The organism is Oceanobacillus sp. FSL W7-1309, from assembly GCF_038002145.1.
GTDB lineage: Bacteria > Bacillota > Bacilli > Bacillales > Amphibacillaceae > Oceanobacillus > Oceanobacillus profundus.
Window position 1 is genome coordinate 453,202 of the sequence record NZ_JBBOBX010000001.1, and the last position, 13,687, is coordinate 466,888.

Annotated in this window: 12 protein-coding genes; 3 read left to right on the forward strand and 9 right to left on the reverse strand. The window is 37.8% G+C overall.

Translation table 11 applies throughout. The features are described from left to right. Positions 1-4 precede the first annotated feature (4 nt). From NST46_RS02085 to NST46_RS02095, 3 genes are read right to left on the reverse strand one after another with little or no spacing between them, the layout of a single operon-like run. Complete coding sequence (locus NST46_RS02085) at positions 5-1,012, reverse strand: tripartite tricarboxylate transporter substrate binding protein (protein ID WP_095313876.1); 1,008 nt, start codon at positions 1,010-1,012, stop codon at positions 5-7. 54 nt (positions 1,013-1,066) lie between these two features. Beyond that, positions 1,067-2,572: a tripartite tricarboxylate transporter permease gene (locus NST46_RS02090; RefSeq protein WP_316246668.1), complete on the reverse strand. Its 1,506-nt coding sequence runs from the start codon at positions 2,570-2,572 to the stop codon at positions 1,067-1,069. Between the two features lie 21 nt (positions 2,573-2,593). Beyond that, the gene (locus NST46_RS02095) at positions 2,594-3,109 is read right to left on the reverse strand and encodes a tripartite tricarboxylate transporter TctB family protein (protein ID WP_303448721.1); all 516 of its coding nucleotides are present in this window, start codon (positions 3,107-3,109) and stop codon (positions 2,594-2,596) included. A gap of 296 nt (positions 3,110-3,405) precedes the next feature. Between NST46_RS02095 and NST46_RS02100 the strand changes: the two genes are divergently transcribed. Further along, entirely contained in the window at positions 3,406-3,573 is a 168-nt protein-coding gene (locus NST46_RS02100; RefSeq protein ID WP_158586299.1) for a hypothetical protein, read from the forward strand. Between the two features lie 244 nt (positions 3,574-3,817). Here NST46_RS02100 and NST46_RS02105 read toward each other — a convergent pair whose 3' ends face one another. Next, positions 3,818-4,717 (reverse strand): glycine betaine ABC transporter substrate-binding protein, encoded by a 900-nt coding sequence (locus NST46_RS02105; protein WP_118890208.1) that lies wholly within the window; start codon positions 4,715-4,717, stop codon positions 3,818-3,820. Between the two features lie 487 nt (positions 4,718-5,204). On the opposite strand from NST46_RS02105, the gene NST46_RS02110 reads away from it, so the two are divergent. Then, positions 5,205-5,612 carry a hypothetical protein gene (locus tag NST46_RS02110; protein WP_341136671.1) on the forward strand — a complete coding sequence of 136 codons (408 nt, stop codon included), beginning with the start codon at positions 5,205-5,207 and terminating at the stop codon, positions 5,610-5,612. Between the two features lie 132 nt (positions 5,613-5,744). Here NST46_RS02110 and sipW read toward each other — a convergent pair whose 3' ends face one another. The 5 genes from sipW to NST46_RS02135 form a co-directional block, all read right to left on the reverse strand. Further along, a complete protein-coding gene (gene sipW / locus NST46_RS02115; RefSeq protein WP_341136672.1) occupies positions 5,745-6,317 on the reverse strand; it encodes a signal peptidase I SipW in 573 nt (190 codons plus the stop codon). After that, positions 6,311-6,634 carry a hypothetical protein gene (locus NST46_RS02120; RefSeq protein ID WP_118890210.1) on the reverse strand — a complete coding sequence of 108 codons (324 nt, stop codon included), beginning with the start codon at positions 6,632-6,634 and terminating at the stop codon, positions 6,311-6,313. Before NST46_RS02120 ends, sipW begins: the two co-directional genes overlap by 7 nt. A 98-nt stretch (positions 6,635-6,732) precedes the next feature. After that, a complete protein-coding gene (locus NST46_RS02125) occupies positions 6,733-7,299 on the reverse strand; it encodes a TasA family protein (RefSeq protein ID WP_341136673.1) in 567 nt (188 codons plus the stop codon). A 124-nt stretch (positions 7,300-7,423) separates the two neighbouring features. Continuing rightward, positions 7,424-10,843 (reverse strand): phosphodiester glycosidase family protein, encoded by a 3,420-nt coding sequence (locus tag NST46_RS02130; RefSeq protein WP_341136674.1) that lies wholly within the window; start codon positions 10,841-10,843, stop codon positions 7,424-7,426. A gap of 125 nt (positions 10,844-10,968) precedes the next feature. After that, positions 10,969-11,559 (reverse strand): TasA family protein, encoded by a 591-nt coding sequence (locus NST46_RS02135; protein WP_341136675.1) that lies wholly within the window; start codon positions 11,557-11,559, stop codon positions 10,969-10,971. 615 nt (positions 11,560-12,174) lie between these two features. On the opposite strand from NST46_RS02135, the gene NST46_RS02140 reads away from it, so the two are divergent. Then, positions 12,175-13,365, forward strand: coding sequence for an endonuclease (locus NST46_RS02140; protein WP_341136676.1), 1,191 nt, complete (start codon positions 12,175-12,177; stop codon positions 13,363-13,365). The last annotated feature ends 322 nt before the right edge of the window (positions 13,366-13,687 follow it).

A 13,687-nucleotide genomic window follows, 5' to 3' on the forward strand; every position in this document is an offset into this window, starting at 1 on the left:
GATATTAGTTATCTTCCTCTGATTTCTTATAAGCTTCTTGATAACTTGCATTGATTTCTTCTAGCTTTTTATTCGTCTCTTCGGAGTTTAAAAAGGTTGGACTAAGCCAAGAATTTTCAATCTCCTCTTGGTAATCTTCATTCGCAACTACCCGGTCCATTGCATTCGAAAATTTAGTTACTATTTCTTCTGGAGTATCTTTATGGAAACCCCAATAAAATGCTTTATCGATAACAATATCTACTCCCTGCTCTTTAAACGTCGGAACGTCTGGAGCTCCTTCAAGTCTTTCCTCACCCATTATTCCAAGAGGAATCATATCACCAGACTCAATATAGCCGCTAATTAATCCGAGTGATGTTGGAACAATATCCACACGTCCTCCAAGAAGTGCAGAGATCTTATCGGATGCTCCCCCAATATCAACGATGTTAAATTCTACACCGGTAAGTTCCTGAAATTGTAGTGTTTGAATATAAGTCATGGAACCTATTTCAGTTGCCATCGTTACCTCTCCAGGGTTTTCCTTTGCATATTCTATCAATGAAGGTAGATCATTAAACTTCGAATCTGCTGAAGTAACAAACGTATTAGATTGGTCTAATACCCCAACACCCGCCATTTTAAAATCGGTATAGGTGTAGTCTGTAAGCCCAAAGATATTATTCAGAAGCATAGAGTTATGAAAGGCTAGTACTGTATGTCCATCTGCTTTAGCATCCAAAACATTTTGCGTACCCGTTGCTCCTCCCGCACCAGTTACGTTTGATATAACAATGTTAGTGTCAAGTTCCTTTTCTAAATATTTGGCCATAATTCTTGTATTCAAGTCTGTATCTCCACCTGCCCCTGCTGGTACAACAACCGTAATTGGACCTGAAGGATAGTCACTTGCCGGATCATCTTTAGCATCTGAAGATCCATTAGCTGCGTTTTCAGCACAAGCTCCTAGAAGCACTAGTAATGCAATAAAAACAGAACCCAAAAGCGTTTTTCTTAAAAAGTTTCTCATAAATTTTCTCCCCTTATTTTTTATTTCAATGGGATTTACCCATAAAAAGTGGATTTAAGTACCGGTTTTTTCTAAGTTATCGGTGGACTCTTGCTTTTTATTTTTCTTGTTTTTATATATCGCAAAAATCAATGAAACTATCGTGATTGATAGAAAGGTTGCTGCAATTGGTGAAGTTAGAAATGGCATAAAGTCACCTTGCGATAGCATCAATCCCCTTCGTAAATTTGTTTCTAAAAGCGGACCAAGAATGAACCCTAAAACTAAAGGAGTCAATGGAAACCCAAATTTAATCATCAAATAACCTATTACACCAAAGAAAATCAACGCTCCTACATCAAACAATCGATTATTAACTCCGTAAGCACCAACTACACAAAGAACGAGGATAATCGGCAATAGTATATAGCCTGGAATACTTAATAGCCGTACAAATCCCTTCATACCTAAGAACAAGAATAGAGCCATAAAAACATTCGCAATCAGTAAAGCAGCAAATATACCATAGACTATATCCCCACTATTTTGTATTAACAAAGGACCTGGCTGTAAACCATGTAATACGAGTCCGCCCAAAAGCATTGCAGTTACAGTATCACCTGGTATTCCAAGAGAAACGAGTGGCACAAGCGCTCCCCCTACAGCAGCATTATTCGAAGATTCGGAAGCAACGACCCCGTCAGGAATCCCAGTGCCAAATTTCTCAGGCTTTTTGGATGAATTTTTTGCGGCAACATATGAAATGATATTAGAAGTTCCACCGCCAATCCCCGGGAGGATTCCAATCGCAATGCCAATGACACTTGACCTTAGAAAGTTCCATCCTTGTCCCAAGTATTCTTTTATACTTACCTTGTAATTTACCTTTTTTAAATTCGCCTTAACTGAACCCTTCATTTTCTTTTCCGCTGAAATAAAGATCTCAGATAAAGCGAACAGCCCAATTAGTACTGGTAATATATTAAAACCGGCATCCAAACTATGGAAGCCAAATGTAAATCTAGGAAATGCATCAATAGGTGCTGAACCTACCATCGCAAAAGCGATACCGAGTAAACCCGCCATTATCCCTTTTGATAATGAATTGCCAGAAAGACTTGCAATCAACGTTAAAGAAAAAATGACAATGGCAAAAAATTCATACGGACCAAATTGAAGAGCTATTTTGCCTAGTGGTGGGGCTATCATGATTAGAACAACAATACTCAATAATCCCCCTAGAAACGAGGAAACAATAGCAAAACTAAAAGCTTTCCCTGCCTCTCCCTTCTGAGCCATTGGATATCCATCGAAAGTTGTCGCAATGGACGATGGTGTACCTGGCAACTTTAAGAGGATTGCGGGTATCAATCCACCCGATACGCCCCCAATGTATAGCCCCATTAATAAGGACATTCCTGCAACTGGTTCCATTCCATAAGTGATTGGCAAACAAATAGCAACTGCCATTGTTGCTGTTAACCCAGGTATAGATCCAAATATTAGCCCTAAAAATACCCCTACTATAATAAGTAAAATAATGTAAATCGTTAATACGGATTCAAACCCTGCTAAAAGCATATCTAACACATGATAACCTCCTTAGCCAATAATTCCTGTAGGAAGCATGACATAAAATACGGAACGAAAAACGTAATAAATCAAGGTGGATGTTGCGATTGATAGAATAGCAAAAAGCCAGATTTTTCGATTTGACTTATGTGACAAAAGAAGCATTTGAAGAAATAAGTAAAGCGCTGTCATTATCAAGAAACCTAAGATTGGTATTAATACAAAGTAACCAATCATTAAACCCAATGTAATCATTACTGGAAGAAGGTTCTTTTTCTCGTCTTGGGATGCCGATTTCGTACCCTCTTCTTCGTCTGTCTGGTATGCACCTGTACTTTCTTTTTCGATTTTTGCCCTTTTTAAACCATTTACGATGATGATAATACTCAAAATCATCATCATAGATGCAATAATCTTCGGCATAAAGTCTGGACCTACTTGGCTTTCAGTAAGCGCTTCAAAACTGAACGTCGCCAAAAACATGGTAACGCTTACAATCAGGAGAAAAAAACCAGAAAAAACATCTTGATATTTCACTGCCATCATCTCACACACCTTCCGTTTAATAATATGTAATTTTCACCCAATTTTTATAATTCATATTGTAAGACAAATTATATGGATTGTCAATAATAAAATCTAACTTTTATGCAAGTTTACTAAGATTAAAAATATTTTGCTTACTTTCAAAAAACAATTATGAAATCGATTCACTTGTATAAACTATAGCAGTAATAGGTTCATGGAATATCGAGACTCCATGCAATTTTCTATTAATGAAGATAGCTATACATAACTTCAATCTCCCTGGAAATAATATTCGTACAAGGAGGCCTCCATTTATGAAGAAAAAACCAACTAAAACAGAAGAAGCAAATATTGAGCTGAATAAAGCATTTTATGGAGAAGAGCAAAAAGAGCCAGATTTGGATCCATTAATAAACAATAATAATATTGCTTTAGTTCTCAATGATAGTAAAAATAATGATAAAGATAATGAAGACATGTAGTCTTTATTATTGATATTGCAATGAATCCGGGCAGGTTTATATTTTAAATGATGTTACTTGATACTTAAAAAACCGCTCTCAGTAAGGACTCGGCTCCTACAATATAATGTTCTCGTCATCGGGGTGATTCATACAGTGAGGGGTTTCCTGCTCACTCTGAGCTGTGCCTGTCTAGCAATTTAATAATCCACATTACTTTCCTAACAACAAAAAAGGCCAGGTATCACTACCTAGCCTTCATGCTTTATTTTGTTGGCAAGTCTTCAATACTGTCAATATCCATATATTCAGGAACCACAAACCCTTGCTGGGCACCTTCTAAGCTCGGTCCTAAATCAACAATTTCATCTTTATATTGCTCCGCATAAGATGCTGCACCTACTGGAAGCCAAGCGATTAACATCCCATCTACTTCCCCTACTGAAAGACTTTCAAATGCGATTCCCATGTCAAGCGGGGTTAATTCCACCGTATAGCCCAATTCTTCAAGCACAAGTGCAACCACATTTGTTGATGAAAGTTCCGTATCCCAGTTAACATAGGCCAACTCGATTGTCTCATTTTCAACTGTGTCAATGCCTTCTGTCCAAGCATCAACTTTGTCACGGTTATCTGCAATCCATTCCTCGGCTGCTTCTCGTGGTTCAACGTCCTCATTTTGCCCAAACTTTGCCATCACTTCATTCATATCGGGCACTTCCCAATAAAAGTTGTCCAAAAGCTTGTATGCTGATGGATGCTCTTCCTCAAGACCTTGTCTTACCATCGTATGAATATTTTCTGATTCACCCAGTGTTCCTTGTGGATCCTTCAAGAATTTCAAATCATATTCGCTGAACATCCAATGTGGCTGCCATAGTGTGACAACAATCGGTTCTTCATTTTCAAGCGCAGTTTGCAATTCGGTAATCATCGCAGGTTCAGTACTTGGTAACAAATCCAGATCCAAGTCGTATGCTTCAACCGTTTCCTCTGCGATGGTCATTGTGCCGGATCCTGGTTCAATCCCGACAATTTCTGAAATGTCAGCTGCTGCATTATCTTCTTCTGAGTTATTATCGCCAGCCTCTCCCTGACATGCTGCTAATATCATTAATATACTTATGCTTATGAAAGCAATGCCTTTCTTTACTATCTGTTTCATTATTATAGCAGAACCCCTTCTCTATTCAGTAAATTTAAATAAGACAAACTTTTTCGACCAACATTAAGTAATAATAAAATAGAACAAATTTTATAGCAAAGCTCTTAAATCGTGATTATCAGCCATTTTCAGGACTCAGGTTCACCCACAGGGATTATGGTCGGGAATGGTTAAAATTATTAGTGTGTTTGAATATTACAAAAAATATTCACTACTAAAAATAGGAACTTGAGACCAACATATTAATAATATGTACTTTCTAATCGGAAATAACTAATAATACTGGTACTGCTAAGTGATCAATTAATTGAAGATTTCTCAATACTTCCAGCATGATTACCAATACTATCTTCTAACAACTGGAATAGTTAGCCACGATTGGGAGTTGTGTTAAATAGTGCATAAAAGGACCAAACGAATTCAATGTATTATTTTAGCTATTTTACAAAGGGTAATAGTGTAAAACCATATGAGAGGAGGAGTTTCCTTGAAATTTTCTATGCGAGGTGATGCACATAAACTCTATCTTCGACTAAAAGAGATGCCAATTGAAGACATAAAAGAGAGCCGATATTTGAAGGAACCGGCATCTATAAAAGAATTTTATCAGTTTCTCGACAGTGAAACCCTAAAATTAATTTATTACCAAATCGTAAAGGAAAAGAGTGGGATTGGAATCATTCCAATTTTTGCTACAGCTATACCATGGCTACTCTTTCTCTTTGCGAATCCATTGGAAAACTTTCTCTTTCACGATGGAAGTTCAAATTGGATGATCTTCTCCATTATTTACTTAATATTACTCACGATTAGCCTGATTCTGCATTTTAAAGAAAAGGCATGGGCGGGGGTGCACACGGAGATTATCCAAGATATTCTAGCCAAACGAGACTAATCGCAGACTTCAAAAAGCAATCCGATTCTTTGCAGACGTTTGAAGGGGCCGGAGCTTCGCCAACGAATACTTTGAACCGGATTGCTCAGCTATATAGCAATTTTATTGCCGTTTAAAACATGACTACTACGTTCATTCCGCACTATCCACAATATGTTTTATTTTATCATCCAGTTCCCTTAGAGTTCTCCAAATAGTGAACACAGCGTATCCAACCATAAATAAGCCAGGTATGACCATAAATAATATATATCCGTTGGGGGATTGGACAAAATTAATGACATAGCCGACATACGGAATCGTTAATCCAGAATACAGCCCAACAACATTTTCAGCTAAAACCGGTGCTGTATCTGTCGCATTATTATTATCCCCTTTTGTAGTATAAACCGTACCGCTGTCTGTTAATGCAATATCAGAAATCCGGTGGGTAATTAAATTATTTTCTTCTCCAATAAATGTAATTACATCACCTTCCTGTATATGAGGTATCTTTTCTCCCTTGACTGACTTTATTGCGATGAGGGATCCCGTTTGAATACTAGGCTCCATAGATCCCGACAAAACAGATTTCAGTTGATAGCCGAATATTTCCGGCTGCTCTCCAGTTATTTTAGCAGGAATAACCAATGTGGCTACACCTATTAATAAAATGAATAAAACACCTGTCACTATCCTGTTCGTCCATTTTAATAGCATCAGCATTTTTCACCTTCTTGCAATAATTTTCTCTCTTCTGTATTTCCATTTACCGGTAGTTCCTCAGAAGATTCCTCCGAACAGTTCGTCTTCACAATGCCGCTCATTTTTTCTTTTACACTATGTTCATTAGTTTTTCTACTATCCCAAGCACCTATGGTTACCTCTCCATCTACGCTATGGTAGTAATGAAAGAATGAATTGGTATTGCTAGTTAGATAGCTTGTAGACAAGAAAAAGACATACAAGCTTATAAAAGCCTTTAAAACAATTAGCGAAGCTTTGTTCCTTGATTTGCCACGATATTTAAAAAGCCATCCCATATTGATCCCCTCTTCCTCATGTCGCCTTACATGGCAACAAAATATACTTGACGGGGAAAAGCTGGATTAAAAAATAATTCCCTTATTCCATCAATGCTTTATTCAGCATCTGTATTACCACTTAGCTGGACTGCCTCAAATTCCCAATTGAATTTTAATTGGTCTGTCTGAAAATGATTTTGATTTTCTCCATTATCCACAAAGGTAATTCGGATTGTGAATTCTTTTGCCGTGCTTCCAGCCGAAAATTCCTTTGTGATTTGCTGTGGGCTAAGGCTTAATTCCGCGAGCGTTTTTTCAAAGATTTGTGTCTCTTCTCTGCCCTGATTGGATAACAGCTCAACAATGAGGTGATTTCCGAGGTCATCACCATTATTTGGTTCACCATTGTCCATGATTTCATAAGAAGTATGTAACGTAATATCTCCCATGTCCACACTTCCTTCATTGGTAAGTTTAAATTGAGTTTCCTGTATATCTCCTGGAACTAGATTCTCAATATGAAAAATCTCTTGTTTATTTAACCCAAGAACCAATGAACCATTTGTAATCGTATTATTAGTGGATACAACAGAAGTAAAATAAGCACTCGTGCCTCCGGCTATTAAACTTATACCAAGTATAGCTAAGAAGCTGCTCATGATAAGCTTGCCTTTTATACTCACTTCAGCCCCTCCTTAAAATGGTAGTCCGTGAGACTCCCACCTCTTTTCAAATTTATAGGTGGGAGTCTAGCTTACGGACGCGTTAGAAAGCGGCTTTCCCTAATGCAATTGACCATTTATGTTCTTACTCGTTAATCTGAATTTTAACTTCAGATTCCATCTGATTGGATTGAACTTTTAATGTAACCTCACCTTGTTGTAATGCACGAAGATTACCTGTTGTATAATCAAATACGGAAGTATATTCTCCAGATCGAATCGCTTCGTTAGATTCTTCACTGTTACCTACAAAAACATTGTCACTTCCTGACCAGTTTACACTTGCTGGGTATCGAAGCGGGAAGTTAATTCCTCCAGGTTGATGTCCGGTAGCTTTTACTTCAATCGTTTCACCTACGGCTAATTCTTCAGGTGCATCAACCGTTATTTCTTCAAGTAATGGATTTACTTCTGTTCTAATCCAATCTGTCTCTTCAGGACTTTGAATACCCCTTAATAATGAGGATTCATTTTCGACACCAAACATAGTCCAACCAAGGATTCCTCCATTATCAGGAGTACCATAAGGGTCTTTCCCCGCTGTTCCAGTCACAAAATATGGTACGCCATTGACCCGATTCACATTAAAAGTTGAAGCATGTGAAGAAATAAAAATTGCTCCTTTTCCTCCAGATGTCATTCTGAATTCAGATAGCCATTTTTCTACAAGGGCAACTTCTTTTCTGTCACTTAATTGACTAGCATCTGTTGGCATCGGATCATTAGTTGGATGATGGGAAAAAACTACTGTGTTACGAACTTCTGGATTACGTGCAGCCTTATTTAACGTGGCCTGTAATTCAACTAATTGTTGAAAGTCAGAAGCTCTATAGCTCCCTGCCGAGGAATTCAACATCACAAATTGCACTCCATTATGAACGAATGATTGACGCGTTTCTCCAAATACTTCTTCAAAATTGGTTAAATTCCCCGTACCCATCATTTCATGGTTTCCTGGAACGTAATAGATCGGAAAACGATCACCAACTTCTTCTTCTAAAACTTGTTTCGCCAATTGAAAATCCTCAGGGTATCCTGTATCTACAAAATCACCGTTGATTACTAAAAATTCAGGGTCCGCTGCTACTATTTGCTGTAACATTTCACGAGTTCTTCGCAATACATCACTGTTTGGATTTGCTGCAACGAATTGCGTGTCCGAAATAACAGCAAACTTCCAGCGCTCTTCACCAAATTCATCATTTTGAATCACAAGTGGGTCTGTTGTTATTTTTTCTTGTTCGGGTATGTCTACTTCTGGTGGTACCTGTACAGTCAACTCATCAAAGATCAAACTACCTGCATATTGCTGACTTTGAACCGTTTCGACAGGGTATATTCTCCACAATTTGACTGGATGTTGCACGCCCGCTGGTAACGAAGCTTCAACATATTTCCATCCTGTCCAATCTACTTCATCAGCTAGGTTTATTACATATTGAGTATTGCTGGTATCTCTGAGAACTGCACGAAGCCAAGCACCGTTTCCATCTCCGTAAATCCATAAACCAATTTTTTGCGTGTTCGTCGGAAGCTCCAGATCAGGAGTTGCTTGCAAGTATGCTGCGCGGGTTGCAGTAGTCGTACTAAAATCATAGTTTAATTGAATTGCATTACCTTCTCTGCCCTCCACTTCCTCTATAGAAGCCCCAACACTGGATGGATGTTTTTGAACACTCCAATCAGAAGAATCTTCGAACCCCGACACAACTTCCTCTTGAAATCCAATGGTAACAGGCAGATAGAATTTTTTATCTAAAACTGCCATGGTAATCGTTGTCGAAGCCCCATCTTGTTTTGGATTTACTGTGAAGCTTGCATCTTCATTGTTTGTAACCTCAATTACAGATTCATCATAATCTAATTGAATATCCTCTGGTTCAATAGGTGCAGCATAACCATTTTCATCAAAACCAATCACCGAAAAAGTATCGGGTTCTTCTAGAACTGTACTTATTCTGGATTTAGTTGCTTCAATTCTCTTTAAATCTCCTAAAACCTGAATTCTGCTTTCTGATTCAATATTACCTTCTTTCGCTTTAGCTACAGCAAGACCAGTCTTACTTGCGGTAAATACTCCCTCTTCGTTAAATGTGCCAAACTCACTTGGATAAGCTTCCCATTGAATATTCTCAGCAGACACAGCGTCATAAGCATCATCAAATCCCTTCACTGTGAAGCTCCTTGTTAATTCAGGGAAAACACGATAAGCATTTTCATGCTGCATAACTGTATCAACATTTAAACCTGTTAATTGTCCATTTTCTTTAGCAGTAAAAATACCAATACCATTTGGCACCGAACGTTCCACACCATCAGATGGATTGTTTTTCACTTCTGCTTCATTCTCTCCGGGCATCCTTGAAGTAAGTGTTGAGGAACCACCACCATCAAGATTTAATGCTTGATACGATCCGATTTCTTTCATGAATTCTGCCATCTCATATAAAGTCATCCCTCTGCTTGAACTTTGACGCCCATCAACCAATACGAGATACATCGTCCCACCATCTTCGGAAAATCCTACAGCCGTTCTAGGCGCAAGTGTTTCGTCATCAACATCTTGCAAAGCACCCTCTTTTACAAGTGTTGGATTACCGCCAATGGCAAATGCATACTCCCCATCCCCATTTGTTTTCGGTGCATATTCAACTGTTACGGAATCTCCAACCCGCATTTCTTTTAAAGTATCTGTCCCATTTCCCCTACCAATTAATATATTCCTATTTTTTGTGATTTCATCATCTGAGATTTCACTGCCAGTTTTCACAACTTCCCCTTCTTCAATAATCACTTCATAAACATTTGGATCCCCATGAACTGCTCCTTCCCTTGATGCTTGTCCCCATAAAGCATTATATAAACCGATGCCATTCTCTGGTATTGTATTCTGGTTGTAGGAAGCTAGTTCGTGTTCTTGCTCATTAAATGTAAAAGTACCTTCGAGAAAAATAGCAGCTATCTCTCCAATCCCTTCTGTTGTAACCCCTGCAGCCATTTCTCTTCCATTATTAGGACCTTTGATTATTTCATAATCCTTAATTTCAATGCCTAACGGAGCTTGAGTAGAATTAATATCAAAAAAGTCACCATTTACACTCGCAATAGCTCCTTCGCGTTTGGTTACTTCAGAAATTGGTTCTGATGCTGCCACTACTCCGTCTGCTGTTAAAAGATCAAGAGAAACAGCTTCATTTTTGAGATCAATCTCTAACATTTCACCATTAATCCACCCTCGAGCATCAAGCATTTCAAATGTAGTAAATGTAACTCCTTTACCAATCTGCTCCGATTCAGATTTTGTTTCAATTCGTTCACTTTGTTCAATTTCTGTCAGTATCTGGGTTTCATTTTCTTTTGATGATTGCGGCGTTTCCTTGCTTTCTATCATTATGTTTCCTGAACTATTTGACTCCGTATTTGCAGCATATCCTACTATTCCTATAGTTTGAAAGGTTAGTAGAAATACAAACGACAAAGCCAATATTTTTTTTACAGAACGCATGATTTTCACCCTTCATATTGAAATTATGATTCCCCACTTGTTCGATTCTTCGGTAGCTGCATTTCAAAATTATTAACCTTTGTTTCGCATCCTTTTACCGAGCTTTTTGAAAACATATTGATAGCTTATCTATCTTCACCAGCTGTTTGAAAAGATTCAAATGTCCATGTCAAGTCGAGTGAATCCCCTTGAAAAACATTCTGATTCTCACCATTGTCAACAAAATTAAATTTGACACCGAAGTCATGTACGGAACCAACAGGCATTCCTTTTTCGCCATACCAAGGATACATAATATGCTGATCAATAGCCTCTGGAGTCATTTCAACCAACTCAGAAACAGTCGTCTTGTAAATAATCTCATCCGAGTTGTTGTTATTGTATAAAAATTCGACTTCTATATGTTCGCCAAAATCTTCTTCTCCGTTGTCATTCGCTGCATCCGTTACAGAATAAGACGTTTCAAGTAAAACCTTTTCTATGTCTAAACTCCCATCATTTGTGAGTTCAAAATTACGATAAAACGAATCACCTGGCTTAATATTTTCAACATTAATTATGGTTGTTGAATTAACACTTAAATCCAGGGTACCTGCAGCAAAAGTATTGCTAGTTTCATCTGTATCGCTAAAATAAGCGAAAGTACCACCAGTGATTAATCCGACACCTAAAGCAAATGCAGAAATTCCTGTTATCAATTGTTTTTTTACTCCCATCTTCTTTTCCTCCTGATAGTGTAATAGATTAGGGCTTTCCAAAGACTACTCACTTCCATTGACTAAGCTAATGAAATTTCAACCTGTAATTCCTATAAGCATCACATCCTTCGAGAATAAACTAACTTTCAATTCAAATTGAAGTAATCGCTTTCGCTTTGTACCAGACTTTTTGCACAGAACTATTTTCGTATTCCTCTGTAATTTTAGACATTTACTATTAACTAAACGTTAATCAAAAGATAAAGAATTGTAAGATAAAGCACGATTTTAGTAGTGATTCTATATGCCCAACAATAAAGAGAATCAAATAAATAGTAAGTTTCAGATATCAATCATTTTTCATTTGATAAAAACTAGAAGTAATCCTGTGCGCCAATTTCACTTCTTCGTATTTGGTTCATTCCATTAATTAAATGATAAAAAAAGAGCAAGGAACAGCATGTTATTTACTAGGTTTTATACAGTTGTTTGTAGCGATGAAACTACTAAACCCATATTTTTGACTACGACCTATCTCATGTTTTTTGTTACAACAACTTTATACTTCAGTAAAGCTAACTTTATAACTGTGTTATATAATACAGTTGAACCAACCAAAAGGAGGAGAATCAATTGCAACGTAATCAAAAGAGAATATTGATAGCTGCTGTCTTATTGCTTGCATCTGTACTACTCTTTATCAAACCGGTAACCAATACTTTCGTGAATGCAAACACAGGTGACGGATCAGTCTCGTCCCCATATACAGTCACACAGGCTATGGCCAATCAAGATAACTCGACTAAAACGGTTGAGGGATACATTGTTGGTCAACCAGTCTCCACAACTTCAGTCATCAAGCTTAATTTCCCTAATAATTATGCTTTTGCATTAGCTGATAGTCCTTCTGCAACGAACATAGAAGAAATGATTTATGTTCAAATACCATCTTCATTCCGAACTTCATTTGGACTGCAATCCAATCCTTCCTTATTAGGAGAAAAAATCAAAGTAACTGGTACACTAACAAACTACTTTTCTCATGCTGGATTAAAGAACGGAACTGCTTTTGAACAGCACGAGGACGGTACACAGCCACCAGAATCAAACCCAGATCCAGAGCCTGAAACACCAAGCCCGGACGGCTATTATGATGCTGCGAATGGTAAATCAGGAGAACAATTAAAATCTGCTCTGCACGACATCATTGATGATCATACAGAAATCTCCTATTCCAATGTTTGGGAAGCACTGCGTGAAACAGATGAAGATCCAAGTAACTCGAATAATGTAATCCTTCTTTATACTGGACGTTCACAAGGGAAAAATGAAAATGGCGGAAATGCGGATGACTGGAATCGCGAACATGTTTGGGCAAAATCTCATGGAGATTTCGGTACATCGATGGGGCCTGGCACTGACCTTCATCATTTAAGACCAACAGATGCTTCCGTAAACAGCTCCAGAAGCAACCTTGACTTTGATGAAGGCGGCAGTGAGCATACAGAGGCAGCTGGAAACTATTATGACTCCGATTCCTGGGAACCAAGGGATAGTGTAAAAGGTGATGTAGCACGAATGATTTTTTATATGGATGTACGTTATGAAGGTGATAGCGGTGAACCAGATTTGGAATTAAATAATCAGGTCAATAATGGTTCTGCACCATACCACGGCAAGCTATCCGTATTGCTGGAGTGGCATGAGGAAGACCCGGTTGATGATTTGGAAAGAAGAAGAAACGAGATTATCTACACCGATTATCAGCATAATCGTAATCCATTTATTGATCACCCGGAATGGGTAGCGGAAATTTGGGATTAGAAATAGTTGGAAGATAAACCGCTGCATTGCGTTGACTTTTCAGCTAAGTTAGGTGTCCTTATACTAGGTAGATGGAAAGATACAACTGTAATGTAACGGGAATTAATTATTTTTAACAACGAAAACTTTCGTTGTACAATATGATCCAAGAATACCTAGAATCAAGGTCACTGGGTTAAAAATTAAATAGGGATTTTAAAAACCTGTCATCAACCTATTCTTACTAGATTTTGCTAAGAATCGTGGGACAGAAAAGGATTTTATTGCTCCTTGTTTTTGTTATTAAATCGATACCTGCCATAGAAACATGGTCAAGACACCA

Coding starts and splice junctions, on each gene's coding strand:
- NST46_RS02120 (WP_118890210.1), bottom strand. CDS start 6,634: ATGGGATGGCTTTTTAAATATCGTGGCAAATCAAGGAACAAAGCTTCG.
- NST46_RS02085 (WP_095313876.1), bottom strand. CDS start 1,012: ATGAGAAACTTTTTAAGAAAAACGCTTTTGGGTTCTGTTTTTATTGCA.
- NST46_RS02135 (WP_341136675.1), bottom strand. CDS start 11,559: ATGGGAGTAAAAAAACAATTGATAACAGGAATTTCTGCATTTGCTTTA.
- NST46_RS02130 (WP_341136674.1), bottom strand. CDS start 10,843: ATGCGTTCTGTAAAAAAAATATTGGCTTTGTCGTTTGTATTTCTACTA.
- NST46_RS02100 (WP_158586299.1), top strand. CDS start 3,406: ATGAAGAAAAAACCAACTAAAACAGAAGAAGCAAATATTGAGCTGAAT.
- NST46_RS02105 (WP_118890208.1), bottom strand. CDS start 4,717: ATGAAACAGATAGTAAAGAAAGGCATTGCTTTCATAAGCATAAGTATA.
- NST46_RS02090 (WP_316246668.1), bottom strand. CDS start 2,572: ATGCTTTTAGCAGGGTTTGAATCCGTATTAACGATTTACATTATTTTA.
- NST46_RS02095 (WP_303448721.1), bottom strand. CDS start 3,109: ATGATGGCAGTGAAATATCAAGATGTTTTTTCTGGTTTTTTTCTCCTG.
- sipW (WP_341136672.1), bottom strand. CDS start 6,317: ATGCTGATGCTATTAAAATGGACGAACAGGATAGTGACAGGTGTTTTA.